This window comes from Polaromonas sp. P1_F6 (genome assembly GCF_056405695.1).
In genome coordinates, this window is record NZ_JBFUBQ010000002.1 from 108,809 (window position 1) to 131,410 (window position 22,602).

General features: G+C 61.5%; 24 protein-coding genes. 17 read left to right on the plus strand and 7 right to left on the minus strand.

All coding sequences use genetic code 11. The features are described 5' to 3' along the window. Positions 1–58 precede the first annotated feature (58 nt). The 16 genes from AC1DY9_RS06460 (at position 59) to AC1DY9_RS06535 (ending at position 17,591) form a co-directional block, all read left to right on the plus strand. A complete protein-coding gene (locus tag AC1DY9_RS06460; protein ID WP_457279660.1) occupies positions 59–3,991 on the plus strand; it encodes a DUF3683 domain-containing protein in 3,933 nt (1,310 codons plus the stop codon). 101 nt (positions 3,992–4,092) lie between these two features. Beyond that, positions 4,093–4,506, plus strand: coding sequence for a gamma-butyrobetaine hydroxylase family protein (locus AC1DY9_RS06465; protein ID WP_477666073.1), 414 nt, complete (start codon positions 4,093–4,095; stop codon positions 4,504–4,506). A gap of 157 nt (positions 4,507–4,663) precedes the next feature. After that, positions 4,664–5,395 carry a bifunctional demethylmenaquinone methyltransferase/2-methoxy-6-polyprenyl-1,4-benzoquinol methylase UbiE gene (gene ubiE / locus AC1DY9_RS06470; protein ID WP_477666074.1) on the plus strand — a complete coding sequence of 244 codons (732 nt, stop codon included), beginning with the start codon at positions 4,664–4,666 and terminating at the stop codon, positions 5,393–5,395. A gap of 39 nt (positions 5,396–5,434) precedes the next feature. Next, entirely contained in the window at positions 5,435–6,424 is a 990-nt protein-coding gene (locus AC1DY9_RS06475) for a Tim44 domain-containing protein (protein WP_477666075.1), read from the plus strand. Between the two features lie 251 nt (positions 6,425–6,675). Then, positions 6,676–7,311, plus strand: coding sequence for a hypothetical protein (locus AC1DY9_RS06480; protein WP_477666076.1), 636 nt, complete (start codon positions 6,676–6,678; stop codon positions 7,309–7,311). Next, positions 7,308–8,861 (plus strand): ubiquinone biosynthesis regulatory protein kinase UbiB, encoded by a 1,554-nt coding sequence (gene ubiB, locus AC1DY9_RS06485; RefSeq protein WP_457279655.1) that lies wholly within the window; start codon positions 7,308–7,310, stop codon positions 8,859–8,861. Before AC1DY9_RS06480 ends, ubiB begins: the two co-directional genes overlap by 4 nt. Positions 8,862–8,987: 126 nt before the next feature. Beyond that, the gene (locus AC1DY9_RS06490) at positions 8,988–9,362 is read left to right on the plus strand and encodes an FmdB family zinc ribbon protein (RefSeq protein ID WP_477666077.1); all 375 of its coding nucleotides are present in this window, start codon (positions 8,988–8,990) and stop codon (positions 9,360–9,362) included. After that, a complete protein-coding gene (locus AC1DY9_RS06495; RefSeq protein ID WP_457279653.1) occupies positions 9,362–9,991 on the plus strand; it encodes a DUF502 domain-containing protein in 630 nt (209 codons plus the stop codon). Before AC1DY9_RS06490 ends, AC1DY9_RS06495 begins: the two co-directional genes overlap by 1 nt. A 52-nt stretch (positions 9,992–10,043) precedes the next feature. After that, positions 10,044–11,849, plus strand: coding sequence for an aspartate--tRNA ligase (gene aspS, locus AC1DY9_RS06500; RefSeq protein WP_457279652.1), 1,806 nt, complete (start codon positions 10,044–10,046; stop codon positions 11,847–11,849). Between the two features lie 132 nt (positions 11,850–11,981). Further along, on the plus strand, positions 11,982–12,428 hold the full coding sequence (gene nudB / locus AC1DY9_RS06505; RefSeq protein ID WP_477666078.1) for a dihydroneopterin triphosphate diphosphatase: 447 nt from the start codon (positions 11,982–11,984) through the stop codon (positions 12,426–12,428). A 132-nt stretch (positions 12,429–12,560) separates the two neighbouring features. Beyond that, positions 12,561–13,787: a cardiolipin synthase ClsB gene (clsB, locus tag AC1DY9_RS06510; protein ID WP_477666079.1), complete on the plus strand. Its 1,227-nt coding sequence runs from the start codon at positions 12,561–12,563 to the stop codon at positions 13,785–13,787. A gap of 140 nt (positions 13,788–13,927) precedes the next feature. Then, complete coding sequence (gene folE / locus AC1DY9_RS06515) at positions 13,928–14,650, plus strand: GTP cyclohydrolase I (RefSeq protein WP_457279649.1); 723 nt, start codon at positions 13,928–13,930, stop codon at positions 14,648–14,650. Between the two features lie 2 nt (positions 14,651–14,652). Further along, positions 14,653–15,075, plus strand: coding sequence for a BLUF domain-containing protein (locus AC1DY9_RS06520; RefSeq protein WP_348045618.1), 423 nt, complete (start codon positions 14,653–14,655; stop codon positions 15,073–15,075). A gap of 26 nt (positions 15,076–15,101) precedes the next feature. After that, positions 15,102–15,983, plus strand: coding sequence for an EamA family transporter (locus tag AC1DY9_RS06525; protein WP_457279647.1), 882 nt, complete (start codon positions 15,102–15,104; stop codon positions 15,981–15,983). Between the two features lie 19 nt (positions 15,984–16,002). Further along, on the plus strand, positions 16,003–16,821 hold the full coding sequence (locus tag AC1DY9_RS06530; protein ID WP_477666080.1) for a DUF429 domain-containing protein: 819 nt from the start codon (positions 16,003–16,005) through the stop codon (positions 16,819–16,821). Positions 16,822–17,063: 242 nt separating this feature from the next. Next, positions 17,064–17,591, plus strand: a complete 528-nt coding sequence (locus tag AC1DY9_RS06535; protein ID WP_477666081.1) for a thermonuclease family protein — start codon at positions 17,064–17,066, stop codon at positions 17,589–17,591. 158 nt (positions 17,592–17,749) lie between these two features. On the opposite strand, the gene AC1DY9_RS06540 is transcribed toward AC1DY9_RS06535, so the two are convergent. The 7 genes from AC1DY9_RS06540 to AC1DY9_RS06570 all read right to left on the minus strand — a co-directional run bounded on the left by AC1DY9_RS06540 (position 17,750) and on the right by AC1DY9_RS06570 (position 21,838). Next, positions 17,750–18,064, minus strand: coding sequence for a BON domain-containing protein (locus AC1DY9_RS06540; protein WP_457279644.1), 315 nt, complete (start codon positions 18,062–18,064; stop codon positions 17,750–17,752). A 92-nt stretch (positions 18,065–18,156) separates the two neighbouring features. Beyond that, positions 18,157–18,708: a ferritin-like domain-containing protein gene (locus AC1DY9_RS06545; RefSeq protein ID WP_477666082.1), complete on the minus strand. Its 552-nt coding sequence runs from the start codon at positions 18,706–18,708 to the stop codon at positions 18,157–18,159. Further along, positions 18,705–19,157 (minus strand): hypothetical protein, encoded by a 453-nt coding sequence (locus tag AC1DY9_RS06550; RefSeq protein WP_457279642.1) that lies wholly within the window; start codon positions 19,155–19,157, stop codon positions 18,705–18,707. The genes AC1DY9_RS06545 and AC1DY9_RS06550 overlap by 4 nt, the downstream gene beginning before the upstream one ends. A gap of 4 nt (positions 19,158–19,161) precedes the next feature. Beyond that, on the minus strand, positions 19,162–19,527 hold the full coding sequence (locus AC1DY9_RS06555; RefSeq protein ID WP_457279641.1) for a hypothetical protein: 366 nt from the start codon (positions 19,525–19,527) through the stop codon (positions 19,162–19,164). Positions 19,528–19,588: 61 nt separating this feature from the next. Further along, positions 19,589–19,972: a glycine zipper domain-containing protein gene (locus tag AC1DY9_RS06560; RefSeq protein ID WP_457279640.1), complete on the minus strand. Its 384-nt coding sequence runs from the start codon at positions 19,970–19,972 to the stop codon at positions 19,589–19,591. Positions 19,973–20,071: 99 nt separating this feature from the next. Then, entirely contained in the window at positions 20,072–20,236 is a 165-nt protein-coding gene (locus AC1DY9_RS06565; protein WP_457279639.1) for a DUF1328 domain-containing protein, read from the minus strand. Positions 20,237–20,497: 261 nt separating this feature from the next. Then, positions 20,498–21,838, minus strand: a complete 1,341-nt coding sequence (locus AC1DY9_RS06570; protein ID WP_457279638.1) for a sensor histidine kinase — start codon at positions 21,836–21,838, stop codon at positions 20,498–20,500. A gap of 130 nt (positions 21,839–21,968) precedes the next feature. On the opposite strand from AC1DY9_RS06570, the gene AC1DY9_RS06575 reads away from it, so the two are divergent. Then, entirely contained in the window at positions 21,969–22,601 is a 633-nt protein-coding gene (locus tag AC1DY9_RS06575) for a response regulator (protein WP_007867910.1), read from the plus strand. Position 22,602: the final 1 nt, after the last annotated feature.

Consider the following 22,602-nt stretch of genomic DNA (forward strand, 5'->3'; position numbering starts at 1 on the left):
CTGCGGTAATATAGGGCAACAGCGCTGGACACGGGTCCGAAGCCGCTGGCTTTTCACGATGAACGCCCCTACTACCCTCCAAGAATTGAACGTCTTTGCCGATGACGCAAAGGCTGGCGAAGCCCGCATTCGCGAGATTCCCTATAACTACACCTCGTTTTCCGATCGGGAGGTGGTCATCCGCCTGCTCGGCGAGCGTGCCTGGGACTTGCTGAACCGCCTGCGCGACGAGCGCCGCACCGGCCGCTCCGCGCGCATGCTGTATGAAGTGCTGGGCGATGTCTGGGTCGTGCAGCGCAACCCCTATTTGCAGGACGACCTGCTGGACAACCCCAAGCGGCGCAAGCTGCTGGTCGACGCCTTGCAGCACCGGCTGACTGAGGTCGAAAAACGCCGCACCCCGGATGCAGATCAACAGCGCGACGCCATTGTGGGCGAACTGCTCGACGCCGCTCGCGGCGCCGTCGCCCGCTTCTACACCTCCTTCAGCGAGATGTACGACCTTCGCCGCCTGACGGAACGCAAGCTGCGCAAGCTGACGCTCAAAGACAACATCAAGTTCGACGGCCTCTCGCGGGTGTCACATGTCACCGATGCGACTGACTGGCGTGTCGAATACCCCTTTGTGGTGCTCACGCCCGACACTGAAGTCGAAATGGCCGGCCTGGTCAAGGCCTGTATCGAGCTTGGCCTGACAATCGTGCCGCGTGGTGGCGGCACCGGCTACACCGGCGGGGCGATTCCGTTGACCTGGAAGTCGGCTGTCATCAATACCGAAAAACTCGAAGCCATGACCGAGGTCGAAATGGTTTCGTTGCCCGGCGTTGACAAGCCAGTGGCTACCGTGTGGACTGAAGCCGGCGTGGTCACCCAGCGTGTGGCCGACGCGGCCGAGCGCGGCGGCTTCGTCTTCGCGGTCGACCCGACCTCTGCCGAAGCCTCCTGCATAGGCGGCAACATCGCGATGAATGCAGGCGGCAAAAAGGCCGTGCTGTGGGGCACCGCACTGGACAACCTCGCTTCCTGGCGGATGGTCACGCCCCAGGCCGAGTGGCTGGAAGTCACGCGCGTGGGCCATAACCTCGGCAAGATCCACGACGCCGAGATGGCCAGCTTCGATCTTCAGTATTTCGAAGCCGACGGCAAAACGCCTATCCGCACCGAGCGGCTGGATATTCCCGGCAAGACTTTCCGCAAGGAAGGCCTGGGCAAAGATGTCACCGACAAATTCCTGAGCGGCTTGCCGGGTATCCAGAAAGAAGGCTGCGACGGTCTCATCACCAGCGCGCGCTGGATCGTGCACCGCATGCCGGCACATACCCGCACGGTTTGCCTCGAATTTTTCGGCAATGCCAAGGACGCGGTGCCCAGCATCGTCGAGATCAAGGATTTCATGTTCGCCGAGCAAAAGCGCGGCGGCGCCATCCTGGCGGGGCTGGAACACCTGGACGACCGCTACCTGAAGGCGGTCGGCTATGCGACCAAATCGAAAAAGCACGGCGGCCTGCCGAAGATGGTGCTCTTTGGCGACATTGCCGGCGACGACGCCGATGTGGTGGCGCGTGCCACCTCGGAAGTTGTGCGCATTGCCAACTCGCGCCACGGCGAAGGTTTTATCGCCATCAGCCCCGACGCCCGCAAGAAATTCTGGCTGGACCGCAAGCGCACCGCCGCGATCTCCAAGCACACCAATGCCTTCAAGATCAATGAAGACGTGGTGATTCCGCTGCCCCGCATGGCCGAATATACCGACGGCATCGAGCAGATCAATATCGAGCTCAGCCTGGCCAACAAGATACGGCTGTGCGACGAGCTGGAGGCTTTTTTCCTCAAGGGCAACCTGCCTTTGGGCAAATCGGACGATGCCAACGATATTCCTTCGGCAGAACTGCTGGAAGACCGTGTGGGCCAGGCGCTGGCGCTGATAGCTGAGGTACGAGCGCTATGGTCCGGCTGGCTGGCGGGTGTAGCGACCTTGTTCCCGCAGTTGCAAGACCATTCGCTGCGCGCCAGCTGGAAAACCGATATCCGGGCCCAGCTTCAGGCGATTTTCTCGGGCGGCGCGTTTTTGCCCATCCTGGAGGAGTGCAATGCCATCCACAAGCGTGTGCTCAAGGGCCGTGTCTGGGCGGCGCTGCACATGCACGCCGGCGACGGTAACGTGCACACCAACCTGCCCGTCAACAGCGACGACTACGAGATGCTGCAGACCGCGCATGTGGCGGTGGCGCGCATCATGGTGCTGGCTCGTTCGCTGGACGGCGTTATCTCCGGGGAACACGGCATTGGCATCACCAAGCTGGAGTTCCTGACCGACGAAGAGCTGCGGCCCTTTACCGAATACAAGCAAAAAGTCGATCCGGAAGGGCGCTTCAACAAAGGCAAGCTGCTACGAAATCAGGAGCTGCTCGCGCAAGAGGGGAGCGGTCTTCAGTCCAAAAATGATGCTAAGCCGATCTTGCATGCCGACTTGACCAATGCCTATACCCCCAGCTTCGGCTTGATGGGGCATGAGTCGCTGATCATGCAGCAGTCGGACATCGGCGCCATTGCCGACAGCGTGAAGGATTGCTTGCGTTGCGGCAAGTGCAAACCGGTGTGCGCCACCCATGTGCCGCGCGCTAACCTGCTGTACAGCCCACGCAACAAAATTCTGGCCACCTCGCTGCTGGTGGAGGCTTTCCTTTATGAAGAGCAGACCCGGCGCGGCGTGAGCATCAAGCACTGGGAAGAATTCGAAGACGTGGCCGACCACTGCACCGTGTGCCACAAGTGCCTGACGCCTTGCCCGGTGGACATCGATTTCGGCGAAGTCTCCATGAACATGCGCAACCTGCTGCGCAAGATGGGGCAGAAGTCTTTCCGGCCCGGCAACGCTGCCGCCATGATCTTCCTGAACGCCACCAGCCCGCAGACCATCAAGTTCATGCGCAGCGCCATGGTGGACGTGGGCTTCAAGGCCCAGCGCCTGGCCAACGACCTGATGCGCCGGCTGGCACGCAAGCAGACGGCGCTGCCGCCGGCCACGGTCGGCAAGGCGCCTGTGAAAGAGCAGGTGATCCACTTCATCAACAAGAAGATGCCGGGCGGCCTGCCCAAGAAGACAGCACGTGCGCTGCTGGACATCGAAGACAAGGACTACGTCCCGATCATTCGCAACCCCAAGAGCACCACGTCGGAAACCGAGGCGGTGTTTTATTTCCCCGGCTGCGGCTCCGAGCGCCTTTTCAGCCAGGTGGGCCTGGCGACGCAGGCCATGCTCTGGCATGCGGGGGTGCAAACTGTGCTGCCGCCGGGTTACCTCTGCTGCGGTTATCCGCAGCGCGGCAGCGGCCAGTTCGACAAAGCCGAGAAAATCATCACCGACAACCGGGTGCTGTTCCACCGCGTCGCCAACACGCTGAACTACCTGGATATCAAGACGGTGGTGGTGAGCTGCGGCACCTGCTATGACCAGCTGCAGGGTTACGAATTCGACAAGATATTCCCGGGCTGCCGCATCATCGACATCCACGAATACCTGCTTGAAAAAGGCATCACCCTGCGCACCGACCAGCCCGGCGCTGGCTACCTCTATCACGACCCCTGCCACAGCCCGATGAAGCTGCAGGAGCCAATGAAGACCGTCAAGGCGCTGCTGGGTGACAACGTGCTCAAGAATGACCGCTGCTGCGGTGAGTCGGGCACGCTGGGCGTTACCCGGCCGGACATTTCCACGCAGATCCGTTTTCGCAAGGAAGAAGAGCTGCGCAAGGGCGAAGCCCAGCTTCGCGAGGCGGGTGCCGTTGCCGAGGCGGGAAACGTCAAGATACTCACCAGCTGCCCGAGTTGCCTGCAAGGGCTCTCGCGCTACGGCAACGATCTGCAAAACGGCCTGCTCGAGGCGGATTACATCGTCGTGGAAATGGCCAATCAGATCCTGGGCAAGGAGTGGCTGCCCACGTATGTGGAGGCGGCCAACCACGGTGGCATCGAACGGGTGCTGGTCTAGGGCAATTTCTGGCTTTGATGTCAACGGGCTTATTGCCAGAATGCCGAATCCTCACGAAGGCCTGATGCGTCCGGCCTTTTCTTTTCAGAAAGCGATTTCCCATGGCAGGCCTTCAACCTGGTTCACCCACGCCCACCGCATTGACGGTTCACAGCCAGTCGCGCATTCTTGAAATCGCGTTCTCCGACGGCGCCGAGTTCAGGATTCCGTTTGAACTCATGCGCGTCTATTCGCCCTCGGCAGAGGTGCAGGGCCATGGCCCTGGCCAGGAAATTTTGCAAACCGGCAAACGCGAAGTGAATGTGGTTGAGCTCGAGCCTATTGGCAATTACGCGGTCAAGCCCGTGTTTTCCGATGGCCATGAGAGCGGAATCTTCTCGTGGGACTATCTCTACAAACTGGGCGCCGACCAGGCCCAGTTATGGGACGAGTACCAGAGGCGCCTGCAGGCGGCCGGTGTTGAGCGCGATGCACCCATGGCCGCGCCCGGCGGCCACGGCTGTGCAAGCCACTGATTCCGCGCGAGCGGTGCGCGGCCGCGACGCGGCGGCGAATGGGCATTTCGCGCCACTGTTGTTTTTCCAGCATAAAAGCGGGCAATAAGCCGCAATGCCCCATGTCAGCTCAGGGTTGTCGAGAGCAATTACACCTTTGCCCTCTAGCATTGATGGTATGAGCAGTACCCATTTCGGTTTTGAATCCGTTGACGAGCAAGACAAGGCACGCCGCGTGCGCGGGGTGTTTGACTCCGTGGCGCCCAAGTACGACGTGATGAACGACCTGATGTCGATGGGGCTGCATCGGGCGTGGAAGGCCTACACGGTGCTGGTGGCCAACGTTAAAGAGGGCTACCAGGTGCTGGACATCGCCGGCGGCACGGGCGACCTGGCGCTGGCCTTTGCCCCCAAGGTGGGCAGCACGGGCCGTGTGGTGCATACCGATATCAACGAGGCGATGCTCCGCGAAGGCCGGAACCGCCTGCTGGATGCTGGTGTCAGCTTGCCCACCCTGGTGTGCGACGCCGAACATCTGCCGTTTCCCGATGCGAGCTTCGACGTGGTGACGGTCGCCTTCGGGCTGCGCAACATGACGCACAAGGAAGATGCGCTGCGCGAGATGAACCGCGTGCTCAAGCCCGGTGGCAAGCTGCTGGTGCTGGAGTTCTCCAAAGTCGCCAAGCCGCTGGAAAAGATTTACGACTGGTATTCCTTCAAGGTGTTGCCGCGGTTGGGCAAGCTGGTGGCCAATGACGATTCAAGCTACCAGTACCTCGCCGAATCAATTCGCATGCACCCCGGCCAGGACGAACTGAAAGCCCTTATGCATAAAAGTGGTTTCGGCCATGTGGACTATCACAACATGACAGGCGGAGTTGTGGCATTGCATGTTGGAATCAAGTGTTGAAAAGTCAAACGGCCTCAAAACCGTGATCAAGGAGACGATATGAAAATCTGGTCGGCAATTTTTTCCGCAGCGCTTGCGTTAACCCTGACTTTGGGGGGAGCGCCTGCTGACGCCAAACGACTGGGCGGTGGTTCGTCATTTGGCAAGCAGTCGTCCAACGTGACCAAGCGTGAGGCGGCGCCTGGTGGCGCCAATCCCGCCAAACCGGCGGCCCCTGCGGCAACGCCGGCGCCTGTTGCGCCCAAAAAGCCCTGGGGCGCCATGCTGGGCGGCCTGGCCGCAGGTCTGGGCCTGGCCTGGCTGGCTTCATCGCTGGGCCTGGGCGGCGCCTTCGGCCAGATCATCATGTTTGCCTTGCTGGCGCTGGTGGTCATGCTGGTGATCGGCTTCATCATGCGCAAATTCAAGGGCGGAGCGGCTGGTGCGCAAGGCTCTGCGGCCGGGCAGGCGCCTTTTGCCTTCCAGGGTGCGGGCAACGCCACCACCCCCAAGAACTACAGCCCTGAGAACGTCGGCAACGATGCATCCGCGCGCCCCTGGGAACGCAGCAGCATGGCTTTTGATGCCAACAAATACGATGCGGCAGCGCCCGCAGGCGGTTCCATGATCGGCTCGGCCTTGCTGGGTGCGCAGTCCTGGGGCGTTCCGGCCGGTTTTGACGCCGAAGGCTTCCTCAAGGCCAGCAAGGCCAACTTCGTCACGCTGCAGGATGCCTGGGATCGCTCCGACATCCAGAACCTGCGCGCCATGATGACGGACGACATGCTCGAGCAGATCAAGACCCAGCTCGCCGACCGCGAGTCACACACCGGCGGTGTGGTCAACAAGACCGAGGTCGTGATGCTGGATGCGCAATTGCTGGGCATCGAGGAACTGAGCGATGTCTACATGGCCAGCGTGGAGTTTTCCGGCATGATCCGCGAAGACGCCTCCGCAGGCGCCAGCCCCTTCCGCGAAGTCTGGAACATGACCAAGCCACGCAGCGGCGGTAGCGGCTGGCTGGTCGCCGGCGTGCAGGCTCTCCAATAACCCCCGTCCAGGCTCACTTCTTGTAGCCTGTTCCCCCCTTTCAGGGGGCGGCGCCTGCGGCCCGGCAAAGCCGGTTCCGCGGCCCCCGCTGGTGAAATACCTCCAGTGGTAGTGCCCAAAGAATTCTTCAAGCCAGCATGAGCCGCGGGACTGACTTCACCGGACCGCAGGCGGGCGGCCCCCTCGGGGGGCAGGGAGCTACACGAAGTGAGCGACCGTGGGGGCCACATTGCTGTCAAAATCGGGAACGTATGAATACCACGACGTCCCCATTTTCTTTTCTGGAATCCATTGCCACCCGCTTTCAGCCGCCCGCCTGGGTGGTGGATGAGGGGCAGCAACGGCTGGTGCTCTTCCTGAACCATGTCCTGATGCAGGAAAAGCAGGCGCAGGACCGTCTGCTGCGGCAAAAGGGGCGCGTGGTGCATCTGCGCTGGGGCCTGTTTGCGATTGACCTGGTGGTGACACCCGCGGGCCTGGTGGACCGGGCCCAGCCCGCTGCCAAGCCGGACCTGTTGCTGGCTGTGGCTACTGAATCGCCGCTGACCGTGATGCAGTCTGTGCTGGCCGGCAAGCCGCCGCCGGTGAAAATTGAGGGTGATGTGCAGCTGGCCGCCGAACTGGGCTGGCTGGCTGAAAACCTGCGCTGGGATGCCGAAGAGGACCTTTCCCGGCTGATCGGTGATGCTCCTGCGCATGCAGTGGCCGATGCCGGGCGGCGAATCTTTGCCGGGCTCAAGCAATTTTTGGCAAGTACACCTCTTGCGTCGGTTCCTCCTTCGTCCGCGGCAGCAACCTCCGGCGCCCAACCTTCTGAAACGGCGCCCAAGGCGGGTCCTTCTGCGGCAGGCGGCGATGCCGAGCCAGTGAAAGCACCTGCTGCATGAGTCGCCTCTTCAGAGGTGTTTTTATTGTCTGGACCGTGCTCCGGTTTGGCCTGGATGAGCTGGTGCTCTCCAGTTTCGAACGTCCCTGGATCCGTTTGCTGACCCGCATCGTCTCGCTGGGCCGCAACCTGAAGGCGCCGCGTGGCGAGCGCCTGCGCGAAGCGCTTGAAAGCCTGGGCCCCATCTTTGTCAAGTTCGGCCAGGTCATGTCTACCCGGCGCGACCTGCTTCCGCCCGACATCGCCGACGAGCTTGCGCGCCTGCAGGACCGGGTGCCGCCTTTTGAGTCCGCCGTCGCCGTCGCCATCATCGAAAAAGCCTTTGGCCGGCCGCTGGACCGCATCTTTGCCAGCTTCGAACAAATTCCCGTAGCCAGCGCCTCGATTGCCCAGGTGCATTTCGCCACCTTGCCAAATGGCCGCGAAGTGGCCGTCAAGGTGCTGCGGCCCAACATGCTGCCTGCCATTGAGAAAGACCTGGCGCTGATGCACATGATGGCCGGCTGGGTGGAAGGCGCGTCTGCTGATGGTAAACGCCTCAAGCCCCGCGAGGTGGTGGCCGAGTTCGATAAATACCTGCACGACGAGCTGGACCTGCTGCGTGAGGCGGCCAATGCGGCCCAGCTGCGCCGCAACATGCAAAACCTCGACCTGGTGATGATCCCTGAAATGGTCTGGGACTTCTGCATGCCCGACGTCATGGTGATGGAGCGCATGAAAGGCGTTCCGATCAGCCAGGCCCAGCGCCTGCGCGATGCCGGTGTCGACATGAAAAAACTGGCGCGCGACGGCGTCACCATTTTTTTCACCCAGGTGTTCCGCGACGGCTTCTTCCATGCCGACATGCACCCCGGCAATATCCAGGTCAGCCTGGCGCCGGAAACATTCGGTCGCTACATCTCGCTGGATTTCGGCATCGTGGGCACCCTGACCGAGGTCGACAAGGAATACCTCGCACAGAATTTCAGCGCGTTTTTCCAGCGCGACTACAAACGGGTGGCCGAGTTGCACCTGGAATCCGGCTGGGTTCCGCCCGAGACTCGGGTGGACGAGCTGGAAGCCGCCATCCGCGCGTGCTGCGAACCCTACTTCGACCGGCCGCTCAGGGAAATTTCGCTGGGCCTGGTGCTGATGCGGCTGTTTCAGACTTCGCGCCGTTTCCATGTCGAAATCCAGCCCCAGCTGGTGCTGCTGCAAAAGACCCTGTTGAACATCGAGGGCCTGGGCCGCGAGCTGGATCCTGACCTGGACCTTTGGAGCACCGCCAAGCCCTTTCTCGAAAAATGGATGCTCGAACAGGTGGGTCCGGAAAAATTGCTGGCGCAGCTCAAGGCGGAGGCGCCTGCTTATGCCAAGCTGCTCCCCGGTTTGCCGCGCCTGCTGTCCCAGTACCTGAAATCGCCCCCCGGAATCAACCGACGAGAGCTTGAGGAACTGCTGTATGAGCAAAAGCGTACCAACAAGCTGCTGCAAAGCCTGATTTATGGCGGTTTGGGCTTTGTGTTGGGGCTGATTGCCATGCAGGTTGTCCTGCGGGTACGGGTGTTTTAGGGCCGGCCGGGGAAGGTCTCAACGGCCTATAATTGAGGGCTTTGCATCTGGGAGCCTTTTCCAGGCAAATTCCCCGGGATATTCCCGGGAATACCCCGGGGACAGCCCCTCAAAGCCTTAAGCACTATGCCAATCTACGCCTATAAATGCGAGTCCTGTGGGCATGCCAAGGACGTTCTGCAAAAAATCTCCGATGCGCCCCTCTCGGTGTGTCCGCAATGCGGCGAACCCGCGTTCAAAAAGCAGGTCACGGCGGCGGGTTTCCAGCTCAAGGGCTCGGGCTGGTACGTGACGGACTTCCGCGGCGGCAACAGCACGGGTGTGCTAGCACCCAAGACCGACGGCGGCGAAGCCGGCACTGCCAGCGGCAACGGTTCGGACAGCAAGCCGGCCGATTCCGGTGCAGCCGCGCCGGCAAGCACCGCAGCAGCCCCCGCTCCCGCGCCGGCCGCGCCCGCCAAGACTTCGGCCAGCGACTCCTCTTCCAAGACTTCCTCGTGATGGCTTCGATCCGCCGATGGCTTCTGGCCGGACTGTTGGTGCTGGTGCCCCTGGCCATCACGCTGTGGGTGCTCGACTGGATCGTCGGCACGCTGGACCAGACGCTGCTGATTCTTCCCGGCGCCTGGCATCCCGACAAGCTGCTGGGTTTCCATATCCCCGGTTTCGGCGTGTTGCTGACGCTGCTGATCGTGCTGCTGATGGGCGCGGTTGCCAGCAATTTCTTCGGCAAGAAACTGGTCCGCTGGGGCAACTCGTTCCTGAGCCGCATTCCCATCGTCCGATCCATCTATTCCAGCGTAAAGCAGGTCTCCGATACGGTGTTTTCGGAAAACGGCAATGCCTTTCGCAAGGCCTTGCTGGTTCAGTGGCCGCGTGAAGGTGTCTGGACCATCGGCTTTCTGACGGGACTGCCCGGCGGCGATGTGGTCAATCACCTGCAGGGCGATTACCTGAGTGTTTATGTACCCACCACGCCCAATCCCACCGGTGGCTATTTTGTGATGCTGAAAAGAAGCGACTGCATTGAGCTCCAGATGAGCGTCGATGAGGCTTTGACCTACGTGATTTCCATGGGCGTCGTGGTGCCCTCCAAACCTGTACCGCGGCCGCTGACTCCTCCCCTGTAAACCGCGAAAATTGCAACATTGCGCGCGAGGCGCTGAAAGTCCGAGATTTTTTATGGCTATCGTTTCCCAAATGCGTTCGAACTATTGCGGTCTGGTGACCGAGGCCTTGCTGGGCCAAACCGTGAGCCTGTGCGGCTGGGTCAATCGCCGCCGCGACCATGGCGGGGTGATTTTCATCGACCTGCGCGACCGCGAAGGCTATGTCCAGGTGGTCTGCGACCCGGACCGCGCCGACATGTTTAAAACTGCTGAAGGCGTGCGCAACGAATTCTGCGTGCAGGTCAAAGGCGTGGTGCGGGCCCGCCCTGAAGGCACGACCAACGACAACCTCAAAAGCGGCAAGGTCGAGGTGCTGTGCCACGAACTGATCGTGCTGAACCCGAGCGTGACGCCGCCGTTCCAGCTTGACGACGACAACCTGTCGGAGACGACGCGCCTCACGCACCGTGTGCTGGATTTGCGCCGCCCCTACATGCAGAACAACCTGATGCTGCGCTACCGCGTGGCCATGGAAACGCGCAAGTTCCTTGATGCCAACGGCTTCATCGACATCGAAACCCCGATGCTGACCAAGAGCACGCCTGAAGGCGCGCGCGATTACCTGGTGCCCAGCCGTGTCAACGAAGGCATGTTCTTCGCGCTGCCGCAAAGCCCGCAGCTGTTCAAGCAGCTGCTCATGGTGGCGGGCTTTGACCGCTACTACCAGATCACCAAGTGCTTCCGTGACGAAGACCTGCGTGCCGACCGCCAGCCCGAATTCACGCAGATCGATATCGAGACGTCCTTCATGGGCGAGCAGGACATCCGTGACCTGTTTCAGGGCATGATCAGCAACATTTTCAAGACCGTGCTCAACACCGACTTGGGCGAATTCCCGGTGATGGCCTACAGCGAAGCCATGCACCGCTTCGGTTCCGACAAACCTGATTTGCGCGTGAACCTGGAGTTCACGGAACTCACCGAAGTCATGGCGACGGTGGACTTCAAGGTTTTCAGCACGCCTGCCACCACTGCCGGCGGCCGTGTGGTTGCCCTGCGCGTTCCCGGCGGGTCCGAAATGAGCCGCGGCGAGATCGACGGCTACACCGAGTTCGTCAAGATCTACGGTGCCAAGGGCCTGGCCTGGATCAAGGTCAATGACATCACCAAGGGCCGTGACGGCCTGCAAAGCCCCATCGTCAAGAACATCCATGACGCGGCGATTGCGGAAATTCTCAAGCGCACCGGGGCCCAGAATGGCGACATCCTTTTCTTCGGCGCCGACAAGGCCAAAGTCGTCAACGACAGCATTGGCGCGTTGCGCCTCAAAGTCGGTCACAGTGAGTTCGGCAAGAAAACCGGCCTCTTCACCAAAGGCTGGAAGCCGCTGTGGGTGGTTGATTTTCCGATGTTCGAATTTGACGAGGAAGGCCAGCGCTGGAGCGCGGTGCACCACCCGTTCACCGCACCCAAGGACGGACACGAAGACTGGATGGATACCGACCCGGGCCGCTGTATTGCCAAAGCGTATGACATGGTGCTCAATGGCTGGGAGTTGGGCGGCGGTTCGGTCCGTATCCACCAGGCGGACGTGCAGAGCAAGGTGTTCAATGCCCTGAAGATCGGCCCGGAGGAAGCGCAGCAGAAGTTCGGCTTCCTGCTGGACGCATTGCAGTACGGCGCACCGCCCCACGGCGGCCTGGCCTTCGGCCTGGATCGCATCGTCACCATGATGACGGGCGCCGACTCGATCCGCGACGTGATCGCATTTCCCAAAACCCAGCGCGCGCAGGATCTGCTCACGCACGCGCCCAGCCCCGTCGACGAGAAACAACTGCGCGAACTGCATATTCGCCTGCGCAACCCACAGCCAGTTTAATGTGGCCCCCACGGTCGCTCGCTGCGCGTAGCTTCCTGCCCCCCGAGGGGGCGCTCTTTTCCTTGGGGCGGCCCGGCGGAAAAGCCTGTCGCTCACAAGCAAGCGCACGCATCTGAGTGACGAGGGGATACCTTGAAAGCCTTCAAGATCCCCGAATCCGTGCTGGTCGTCATTCACACACCGCAGCTGGACGTGCTGCTGATCGAGCGCGCCGACAACCCGGGCTTCTGGCAGAGCATCACAGGCGCCAAAGATATGGCGGGCGAGCCCTTGCTGCAGACCGCGGTGCGCGAGGTGCTGGAAGAGACCGGCATCGCAGCCGCGCCCGGCCAGTTTCGCGACTGGGGCCTGTCCAACGTCTACGAGATTTATCCAGTCTGGCGCGCCAGGTATGCGCCCGGCATCACCCACAACACCGAACATGTCTTCAGCCTGTGCTTGCCCCAGGCCTGCGATGTAAGGCTCAGCCCCAGGGAGCACACTGCCTGGCAATGGCTGCCGCACTACGCCGCTGCCGACCTGTGTTTTTCCCCTTCGAATGCGGAAGCGGTGCTCCTCCTGCCGAAATTCATGGCTTGAGCCGCGCAGCGCGCAGGCGCAACACTTTGTGAGTTTGGCGTTTCACTGGATTGGCAAACATCGGCCAGTCGGTTCAAATGGAATGGACCTTCCCGCCAACTCTCCACACTTCCAGGGAAAAAGCCGCTGGCCATGTTTCCACTCCACAAGTCCGGTGCGTTGCAGTTGTTGCAGGGCGGCCGGGATTTTTTCCCCGCACTCGTCAAGGCCCTGGACGCGGCGCAGACCTGGATCCAGCTGGAAACCTATATTTTTGATTTCAACGGTGCTGGTGCGGATGTCGCCGAAGCACTGGTTCGCGCGGCCCGGCGCGGCGTAACGGTGCAGGTGCTGGTCGACGGCATAGGCACCGGCCCCCTTCCGGCCGAGTGGCGCGAAAAATTCGCGGCGTCGAAAGTCGACTGGTGCGTGTACTCGCCCCTGGGGACGGGCCTGAGCCGCCTGGGTCTGCTCCTGCCGGAGCGCTGGCGCCGGCTGCACCGCAAGCTCTGCGTGGTCGACCAGCACACGGTGTTTTGCGGCGGCATCAATGTGCTCGATGATTTCTACGATCCCAACCACGGGGAGCTCCAGACTCCGCGCGTCGATTTCGCGGTGGCTGCCACCGGGCCGCTGGCAGAGGAGGCCGCTGATGCCATGGCGCTGCTGTGGTGGCGTGTGCAGGCTGGCTACAGTGCGCGGCAGCGTCACATGGCCGCCGCATGGGAGAACTTCAGGGCAGCGGGCTATGGCGGGCGTACCGGCACCACATCGCTCGCGGCGGGTAACGGGTCTGGCGTTGCCGGCCCCAAGGCAGCGCTGATCCTGCGCGACAACCTGCGTAATCGCAGCAGCATCGAGCGCGCCTACCGCAGGGCCATCGGCAAGGCGCACCGGGAGATCATCATTGCCAACGCCTATTTTCTGCCGGGCGGCAAGCTGCGGCGCGCCCTCATCGGGGCGGCCAAACGCGGCGTGCGTGTCACCTTGCTGCTGCAGGGGCGCTACGAGTACTTCATGCAATACCATGCGGCCCGGCCCGTCTACGGTGCCCTGCTGGAAGCCGGCGTGGAAATCCATGAATACGAGGCCGGTTTCCTGCATGCCAAGGTGGCCGTGGTGGACGGGCATTGGGCCACCGTGGGTTCGTCCAACCTGGATCCCCTGAGCCTGCTGCTGGCCCGCGAGGCCAATGTGGTGGTCGAGGACAAGGCCTTTGCCGAAAGCCTGGCGGGTATTGTGCGCGAGGCCATGGCGAAACAGGGGCGGCGCATGGAGCCGGCCGACCACAGCCATCGCCCCTTTGGCCAGCGGCTGCGAGGCTGGATAGCCTATGCCCTGGTGCGGCTGGCGCTGCTGGTGGCAGGCCAGCGTTATTGATGCGTCTTGTGCCAGCCCGGCCGTCATGCCGTTAGCTATGAATTTGATAGCTGCTTGCGCTCATGAGGAAAGGGCTGGAGGCCAAAAACCTTATCAAATTCCGGACAAGACGGTTTAGGGGCAGGCTGGTAATATCTGGCATGCTTATGAAATCCGATACGCCCCCCCAGGACGCGACCGACGAGGGCACGCCCGTCTCCGTCAAGATCCGCGAACGCCTGGCCCAGGCCCGCAAGCGCTTTCACGCCAACGACAACATCGCCAAGTTCATTGAACCGGGCGAACTCGAAAAGCTGCTGGACGAAGTGACCGGCAAGATGCAGGGCGTGCTCGACAGCCTGGTGATCGACACTGACGGCGACCACAACACCAACAACACTGCGCGCCGCGTGGCCAAGATGTACCTCAACGAGGTGTTCAAGGGCCGCTACGTGCATGCGCCCACCATCACCGAGTTTCCCAACGCCGAGCACCTCAACGAGCTGATGATCGTCGGCCCCATCACCGTGCGCAGCGCCTGCTCCCACCATTTCTGCCCGGTGATCGGCAAGATCTGGATCGGCGTGCTGCCCAATGAGCACACCAATGTGATCGGCCTCTCCAAATACGCGCGCCTGGCCGAATGGGTTATGGGCCGCCCGCAGATCCAGGAAGAAGCGGTGGTGCAGCTGGCCGACCTCATCATGGAAAAAACCCAGCCCGACGGCCTGGCCATCGTGATGGAGGCGAGCCACTACTGCATGGCCTGGCGCGGCGTCAAAGACATGGACAGCAAGATGATCAACTCGGTGATGCGCGGCGTCTTCCTGAAAGACTCGACCTTGCGCCGTGAATTCCTCGCTTTGATCCCGCAGAAAGGCTAACCATGCTCGTCCGTTTACTTTATGCAAGCCGCGCGGTCGATACCAGCCCCGAAGCCATCGAAGGCATCCTCTCGCAATCGCGCCAGCACAACCCCTCGTCGGGCATCACCGGCATTCTTTGTTATGGCGGCGGCATCTTCCTGCAGGCGATTGAAGGCGGCCGCATGGCGGTCAGCGAACTGTTCGGCCACATCCAGCAGGACGCCCGCCACAAGGACGTGATCCTCCTGCACTTCGAGGAAATTTCCGAGCGCCGTTTTGGCGGCTGGACCATGGGCCAGGTCAACCTGTCCAAGCTCAACCATTCCATCCTGCTCAAATACTCCGAAAAAGCCGAACTCGATCCGTACTCGGTCTCCGGCAAAGTCTCGTTCGCACTGCTCGAAGACCTGATGGCGACCGCCTCCATCTGCGGCAGGGTTTGAGGCCTGCGTACCGTCAGGCCTGACGCGTGTCTCCAGGCGCCCTGGCCCTCGTACTCCTCGCCGGACTGATTCACGCCAGCTGGAACATCGCCGCCAAGAAGGCCGGCGGTGATGCCCGCTTTGCCGCTTTTACCGGCCTGGTGCTGCTGGTGGCGTGGGCGCCGCTGGGCATCTGGTTCGGTATTGCCGAGCTGCCGCGCTGGGGTTGGGCGCAATGGCTGCTGCTGTGTGCCAGCGCCGTGCTGCACACCATCTATTACATTGTCCTGTTGCGCGGCTACCGCAAGGCGGACCTCACCGTGGTCTATCCGCTGGCGCGGGGCTCAGGGCCGCTGCTGTCGTCGCTGGCCGCCATCTTGCTGCTGGGCGAGCAGATTTCCGCGCTGGGTCTGGCCGGTATCGCGGGTGTCGTGGGCGGCGTATTTCTGGTCGCCGGCGGGCCGGGCTTGTGGCGCGCCTCGCACGACCCGGCGCAGCGCCAGCGGGTGCGCAAGGGCATGGTCTATGGCTTGTTGAGCGGCGCCTTTATCGCCAGCTACACCGTCGTCGATGGCTATGCGGTCAAGATCCTGCTGATGTCGCCGATCCTGGTGGATTACATGGGCTGCCTGCTGCGCATGCTGGTGCTGGCGCCCGCTTTGCTGCGCGACCCCGCTGCGGCCAGGGTGTTGTGGAAGCAGCAATGGAAGTACGCGGTGTTTGTCGGCGTCGTGAGCCCCGTGTCTTATGTGCTGGTGCTGTACGCCATGCAGACCGCGCCGCTGTCGCATGTGGCGCCTGCGCGCGAGGTGTCCATGTTGTTTGCCGCGCTGATAGGCGGCCACCTGCTGGGCGAGGGCGACCGTGCTTTACGTCTGATCGGCGCCGCCTGCATTGCGGCGGGTGTGATGGCGCTGGCGCTGGGTTGAGACCGTGATTGAGGCCGCGATGACAGTGCCCTTGCTGCTTGGCTGCGATTTCTCCAGCAGCCCGACCAAGAAAAAACCCATTGTTTTAGCCCTTGGGTCCATGTCTCATGGGCGCTGCGTACTATCAAAAATAGAGCGACTGGAGTCCCTGGCGGCATTCGGGCACTGGCTGCAACAGCCCCAGCCCTGGCTGGGCGCGTTTGATTTTCCATTTGGCCTGCCGCGTGAACTGGTGGCGCATCTGGGCTGGCCGCTGCAGTGGGAAGCCTGCATGCGCCACTATGCGGCCCTGAGCCGCGAAGACATCCGGAGCACCTTTGCCGCCTTCTGCAACGCGCGGCCAGTGGGCGGCAAGTTTGCCCATCGTGCCGCCGACGGCCCGGCCGGCTCCAGCCCCTCGATGAAATGGGTCAACCCACCCGTGGCCTACATGCTGCACGCCGGTGTGCCGCGTTTGCTCGCGGCGGGCGTGCACCTGCCCGGCCTGCATGACGGCGACACCCAACGTGTGGCGCTCGAAGCTTACCCGGGCCTGCTCGCGCGCGAGGTGCTGGGCAGCCGTTCTTACAAAAGCGACGACAAAGCCAGGCAGACGCCCGAGCGGCTGATCGCACGCAAAGACCTGATCACCGCGCTGGAGAACGGCCAAACGCGTCTGGGGCTGCGCCTCAAGGTCAGCCACGCGCAACGCGACCTGCTCGCCGACGACGCCAGCGGCGACAGCCTGGACGCCGTGCTGTGCCTGATGCAGGCGGCCTGGGCGGCGCAGCAGGGTGCTCCCCGCTACGGCTTGCCGGTGGAAATGGACACGCTGGAAGGATGGATCGTTACAGCGTGATCAGGGCGGGAACGAGGCTGTTTATTCGTACAGTATATTCAGGGCTTCCCCGCTTCTCTTTTGTTCTCTGAAAACTCATGCTCCTCCGGTCTCTGCGCACATCCCGGCCTTGATGGCTTTAATGCGCGCTGGCGACGACAGCACGGAAACGAAGCAGCCGGATCTTCAATGTTCATCAAGATTTCTGCCTCCAGGTCAATACTGGCGGGCGCAAACAGCTATCAATTTGGTAGCAAACTAATGTGACGAAAATTTCCGTAGTCAAGGCCGTGGGCGTGTTCTTTCTTGTGGCGCTCATGCATGGGGGCGTGTCGGCGCGCACGGCCTCGCCTCCCGTCGCGGCCTGGTCCGGAATCGTCACCTATGTGGTTGATGGCGACACCGTCCGGGTGCGCCCGGTAGCGGGGGGTAAACCGGTCAGCATTCGCATTCAGGGTATTGACGCGCCGGAAATCTGCCAGCCGGGCGGAGCCCTCGCGCGCGATGCGCTGATGCGCCGGCTTCTGGGCAAGCGTGTGGCGGTGCATGGCCAATACCACGACGACTACGGCCGCCTCCTGGCCAGGGTGGTGTTCAGCGGGGAAGATGCCGGCAAATGGATGGTCGCAAACGGTATGGCCTGGTCCTACCGCAGCCGCGGCAATGCAGGTCCCTATGCCCGGGCGGAAAAACGTGCCCAGGCCGCAAAGCTGGGACTGTTTGCATCGACAAAAGGCGCGCCGCCTGTGTATCCGGCGCTGTTCCGCAAGCAGCATGGAAGTTGCCACTGAAAAGACCCGGGCCTGGGGGTCTGCAAAAACTGCAGGATCCAGGCGCTGCGGTGGCCGCATCGCCGCCCGGTCACAACGAAAAAAGCAGGCACAGATTATCTGTAGCCTGCTTTTTTTAGCCACCTGCGCGGTGGCCCGGCCTGTTCAGCCGCTTACGCTCAAGGACGAACGACGATGTCGTTGCGCACACCCTTGACGTTCTTCACATTGCGGGCAATGTTTTCGGCCTGGGCTTTTTCAGCGCTGGACTTGGCAAAGCCGGACAGCTGAACCGTGCCATTGAGCGTTTCCACCTTGATGGAGGACGCTGCAACGGTTTTGTCCTCGATGAACTTGGCCTTGACGGACGTGGTGATGGCAGCGTCATCAACATAGGCGCCAGCAGTCTCCTGTCCACGCCCAACGGCGCAGCCGCTGCCGATGATGGTGATGCCTGCCAGTGCGGCGAATGCAATTGCGCGAGCGTATTTCATATTGTTTTCCTCTAAGTTGGTTTAATCGTCTGGTGCATGGTTAAAAAGGCCTGTCGACTGGCGGCACCACGCCGGCCGACCTGCGGTAATCGTTATTTCTCCAGCCAGTCCTTGAGCTCGTCGGCATGCTCTTCCTCATCGGCAAGAACATCTTCGAGGAGGCGGCGTGTCGTGGGGTCCTTGTCACCGATCAGTGCAATCATCTGGCGATAGGTTTCAACCGCGATGCGTTCGGCGATCAGGTTGACCCGCACCATGGTTTTGAGGTCACTGGATTCGTCGTAATCCGCATGGCTGCGCTGCAGCAGTGTGGCCGGCGAAAAGTCCGGCTCGCCGCCCAGCTGCACAATGCGCCGGGCAATGCGGTCCGCATGTCCGGATTCTTCATTGGCGTGGACCAGGAACTCGTCGGCAATGGGCGGCGACGACACACCGCTGGCCATGAAGTAGTGCCGCTTGTAACGCAATACGCAAACCAGTTCTGTTGCCAGTGCGTCATTCAGCAGCTTGACGATCGCGTCGCGGTGCGGCCCGTAGGCCGGCGTGATTGCGCCGTCGTTGAGGCTGCTCCGGGCTGCGTTCAGCCCTGTTTCATCGAGCACCAGCTCGTCGGGGGCGGTGCGGGAAAGCGTGGAGGTGTTCATCGTGTGTAGGGTGTTTTTTCAGGCTTGTGCGGCGCGCCAGACAGCATGGACAGCAAGGTGCCCGGGAGTTCGGACGTCTTGAGGGCGGCCAGCAGCAAGCCGCCAAGTGATACCAGGCGCCAGGGCCGCAGTACGACCGCTGCAGCGCCTGCCGCGGCTGCAATACCCAATAGCTGCAACGGCTTTTCTTCGGCGTACCTGTCAATCATCGGCCGGGCAATGTCAACTGCCACGCTCACGGGGTGATGTCGCCACCAGCTCCCCAAGGCATGTTTGAGAACGCCCCAGGTTCCGCGGTCGAGAAAGTGCGCCGGATCATTCTCCGGGCCGGTCTCTGCATTGCCCGGGTTTTCTTCATGGTCCAGCTTTTCCCGGCTCATGTGCCGGACAATGGCCTTGCGGCTGCTGGCCAGCCTTTCCTGCGGCGTTGGGGCGGTGAGGGTGGACATCGGTTCAGGCGGCCATGCGCAATGCGCGCGCGTCGCTGTCAATCTGGGCTTTCAACTCGGGAAAGCGTTCATTCGCGAAAGGTTTTTTCGCGCGCAATGCTGCCCCGATGGCGATGGCCAGTGCAATGCCCGGAACCACCACCAGTGCCCAGTGAAACTGGTTTTGAAGCGCCCCCAGCATGACGGCCGTTCCTGCGAGTCCCAAAAATACGGCGGCCGCCAGTACCGCAATCACCCACGCCACAGCCCGTGCAACCAGCTCGGCACCCGCATCGGAAGCCTCTTCATGAAAGAGCGCCGCGTAAGCAGAGACATGGTCCATGACGAGGTCAGGCCGCTGCACGATGGTGGAGAACAGGGGGTGAAGCATTGGTGGGGCGAATCTGCGTGCTGTGGTCGTACCGGAAAAGGGGCGGGCGCGAGCCTGGCGATCAGTAACGGTTTTGGTTGCGATGGCGTGCAGACGACACCAGCAGCGCAATGCCGGCACCGACGGCAGCGGCAATCAGCACCGAACGCAGGGGTTGCTCAGCAACATAACGGGTGGTTGCACCTGCGGCATTGGACAGCGACTGCTGCGCGCGATGCTTGGCTTCAGAGGCGATATCGAGGCTCTGACGGGCAAGGTGCTGGGCCTTGGATGCCAACATGTCCACGACGGGATCCACACTGCCGCGCAGTTCGCGCACTTTGGTTTCTGCCTTGTCGAATGCCTCGTTGGCATAGCTGCGGGTGGAGTCAACTGCTTTTTCTGCGTTCTGCAGCAACTCATCCGAGCTTTGGCGGGCGGTCTTGGTGGCGGTTTGGGTGTTCATGTCAGGTCCTTGGTGAGTTGAGTGAATGACGACGGAGATGCAAGGAGAGCGCGCGCCGCTCGCTCATAAAAAGCGTTCGGCACTCTCGGAATGGCTGGATCAATTCTTTCGGAGCAAGCTGATGACAAAGCTCACGATGGCCATGACGGCGAAGATGAAAAAGAGGATCTTGGCGATCTCGACGGCACCTGCGGCGATGCCACCAAAACCGAACACGGCAGCGATCAGCGCGATGATCAGGAAAACGACGGAGTAGTGCAGCATCTCGGGCTCCTTGCTTGGCTAAAAGGGGGTGGTGCTTCTTTTGAAACGCCTTCAGCAAGGTTAATGAGTGCCTTCAGTTTTCTTCATCGGCTGTCAGCGTGTGCCCCTGTCAGTTCGAGCGGCCATGCCCTGTAGGAGGTGACCGACATTTTGTTACGCTGGCAGCGCAGTGCATGCCTCGAAAAGCTGAGAGATGTTGAGCACTTTGGCGGGCAGGGCGCAGCAGCAGGTGACCTGCCCCGCGCCGCGTTCAGAGACCGGTCACAGTGTTTTGGGCAGCACTGCTGAAATGCGCGTGCCATCGCCTTCGGTGCTGGACACCGTCAGCCGTCCGCCTGCGGCTTCGACGCGATGGCGCATGCCGGCAAGGCCATGGCTTCCCGGGCCCACGCTCTCAAGCTTGAAGCCTTTGCCGTTGTCTTTGACTTCTACCGTGATGTAGCTGTCGAAGTTGTGAAGGCTGATCTCGGCTTGCCTGGCTTCTGCGTATTTGCCGATGTTTGTCAGTGACTCCTGCACCAGCCGGTAGATGGTCAGCTGCGCTGAGCCGCCGAGTTCCACAGGCTCCAGATCGGTGGTGATGGAGAGTCCGGAGCGTTCTTCAAACTCGCGTGCGAGGATCTCGAGAGAGGCGACCAGGCCGAGGTGCGACAGTGAGGACGGCCGCAGGTCTTCCACAATGCGGCGTTTCAGCGCAATGCCGCTGTTAAGCGTGTTGGTCAGGTGCGTGAGCCGCTCAGCCGCTTCCGGCAGATTGCCTGCCAGGCGGGATTTCAATCGGGCCACATCCAGTTTCGCGGCGGTCAAAAGTGCGCCCAGTTCGTCATGCAGTTCGCGCGCCAGGTGGCCCCGTTCGTCCTCGCGCACATTTTGGAGGTGGGTAGCCAGCTCGGCCAGGTTGGCGGTTCTTTCACGTACCTGTATTTCGAGGAAGTCGCGCTCGCGTTGCAGGGATTCCTGCTCGCGCCGGCCGGAAGCAAGCAGCGCCTTGGTCTGAAGGAGGTACATATAGAAAGCCAGCAGGCCCGCCAAAGCCATTGCCGCAATGCCGATGCGGGAGAGCTCCAGCGCCTTTTTGATCTGAACCTGCCCCTGTTCCATTTTGCTGACGCTGTTGGAGGCCAGTTTCGCGGACTGCGCGCGAATCGCCTCCATATGCTCCTTCCCGACGTCCGTGGTCAGGACAAATTTCCAGGCGTCCTCGTTGCCTTCCTTGCGCATGCGCACGCTCAGGTCCATTTCGGCCAGCTTGCGCGAAACATGCCTGGACATGACGCCGAACTCTGCAAGTTGATCCTGGTAAGGGGTGAACAGCCGGCGCAAGGCATCCAGGTTCTGGTCGATATCGGCCAGGGCGGAGTTGTAGGGCTCGAGATATCGAACGTCGCCGGTCAGCAGGTAGCCACGCTGCCCGGTTTCCGCGTCCAGCATGTGCTGCATCAACCGGTTGATGGCGCCGCGGGTTTGCTGGGCCTCCTCAATACTGGCCGCCGCCTCCGTGGATTTCTGGAAGCTTGCCTCGTTTATGAAGATAAGAATGGCGGCAGCCAGCACCGCCAGGGGCAGGCTGATGGCCATTTTTGGGATCGCAAATCGTTTCACGGCAAACTCCGTTCAGTCATTCGGTGAGAATTTCGTCAATAATGAACACTGAAAATCAATGCGGATGTCCTGCAGGCCATCTTTTTCATTGCGTTGCCCGCTTGCGCAGACCTTATAGAAAGACAGCGACATGATCAAAATTGGAATTGTGGACGACCATGCCATTGTGCGTTCTGGACTCAAACAGTTTTTTTCCGACCAGGTGGACCTGCGTGTCGTGGGAGAAGCCGGCAGTGGCCGCGAGGCAATTGATCTGGTGCGTAACGTTGAGCTGGATATTCTGGTCATGGACTTGTCCATGCCTGGGCAAAGCGGCATCGATGCGCTGGCCATGATTCGCGCCAAAGCGCCTGATGTCGGCATCCTCATTCTGAGCGGCTATCCTGAAGAGCACTATGCGGTCAACCTGATTCGCCAGGGCGCCAGCGGCTACCTGAACAAGGAATGCGATCCATCCGAGATTGTGGATGCGATCCGCGTGATTTCTCTTGGAAAACGCTACATAACCCCGGCGGTGGCAGAGCTCCTTGCGCAGCAGCTGAACCGGCCCAACGACGTGGCCTCTCACGAACAATTGTCCGAGCGGGAGTTCCAGGTTTTTCTCAAGCTGGCCAAGGGTGAAACCGCTGGCGACATTGCCAAGGCGCTTTCGCTGAGCGTGAAAACCGTGAGTACCTACAGGACGCGTGTCATGGAAAAAATGAGCCTGTCCTCCAACAGCGACCTGACCTACTACGCGCTCAAGAACAAGCTGATCGATTGAG

Excerpts from the sequence above, each read along its gene's own strand:
- AC1DY9_RS06460 (WP_457279660.1), top strand. The coding sequence starts at position 59 with ATGAACGCCCCTACTACCCTCCAAGAATTGAACGTCTTTGCCGATGAC.
- AC1DY9_RS06465 (WP_477666073.1), top strand. The coding sequence starts at position 4,093 with ATGGCAGGCCTTCAACCTGGTTCACCCACGCCCACCGCATTGACGGTT.
- ubiE (WP_477666074.1), top strand. The coding sequence starts at position 4,664 with ATGAGCAGTACCCATTTCGGTTTTGAATCCGTTGACGAGCAAGACAAG.
- AC1DY9_RS06475 (WP_477666075.1), top strand. The coding sequence starts at position 5,435 with ATGAAAATCTGGTCGGCAATTTTTTCCGCAGCGCTTGCGTTAACCCTG.
- AC1DY9_RS06480 (WP_477666076.1), top strand. The coding sequence starts at position 6,676 with ATGAATACCACGACGTCCCCATTTTCTTTTCTGGAATCCATTGCCACC.
- ubiB (WP_457279655.1), top strand. The coding sequence starts at position 7,308 with ATGAGTCGCCTCTTCAGAGGTGTTTTTATTGTCTGGACCGTGCTCCGG.
- AC1DY9_RS06490 (WP_477666077.1), top strand. The coding sequence starts at position 8,988 with ATGCCAATCTACGCCTATAAATGCGAGTCCTGTGGGCATGCCAAGGAC.
- AC1DY9_RS06495 (WP_457279653.1), top strand. The coding sequence starts at position 9,362 with ATGGCTTCGATCCGCCGATGGCTTCTGGCCGGACTGTTGGTGCTGGTG.
- aspS (WP_457279652.1), top strand. The coding sequence starts at position 10,044 with ATGGCTATCGTTTCCCAAATGCGTTCGAACTATTGCGGTCTGGTGACC.
- clsB (WP_477666079.1), top strand. The coding sequence starts at position 12,561 with ATGTTTCCACTCCACAAGTCCGGTGCGTTGCAGTTGTTGCAGGGCGGC.
- folE (WP_457279649.1), top strand. The coding sequence starts at position 13,928 with ATGCTTATGAAATCCGATACGCCCCCCCAGGACGCGACCGACGAGGGC.
- AC1DY9_RS06520 (WP_348045618.1), top strand. The coding sequence starts at position 14,653 with ATGCTCGTCCGTTTACTTTATGCAAGCCGCGCGGTCGATACCAGCCCC.
- AC1DY9_RS06530 (WP_477666080.1), top strand. The coding sequence starts at position 16,003 with ATGACAGTGCCCTTGCTGCTTGGCTGCGATTTCTCCAGCAGCCCGACC.
- AC1DY9_RS06540 (WP_457279644.1), bottom strand. The coding sequence starts at position 18,064 with ATGAAATACGCTCGCGCAATTGCATTCGCCGCACTGGCAGGCATCACC.
- AC1DY9_RS06545 (WP_477666082.1), bottom strand. The coding sequence starts at position 18,708 with ATGAACACCTCCACGCTTTCCCGCACCGCCCCCGACGAGCTGGTGCTC.
- AC1DY9_RS06550 (WP_457279642.1), bottom strand. The coding sequence starts at position 19,157 with ATGTCCACCCTCACCGCCCCAACGCCGCAGGAAAGGCTGGCCAGCAGC.
- AC1DY9_RS06555 (WP_457279641.1), bottom strand. The coding sequence starts at position 19,527 with ATGCTTCACCCCCTGTTCTCCACCATCGTGCAGCGGCCTGACCTCGTC.
- AC1DY9_RS06560 (WP_457279640.1), bottom strand. The coding sequence starts at position 19,972 with ATGAACACCCAAACCGCCACCAAGACCGCCCGCCAAAGCTCGGATGAG.
- AC1DY9_RS06565 (WP_457279639.1), bottom strand. The coding sequence starts at position 20,236 with ATGCTGCACTACTCCGTCGTTTTCCTGATCATCGCGCTGATCGCTGCC.
- AC1DY9_RS06575 (WP_007867910.1), top strand. The coding sequence starts at position 21,969 with ATGATCAAAATTGGAATTGTGGACGACCATGCCATTGTGCGTTCTGGA.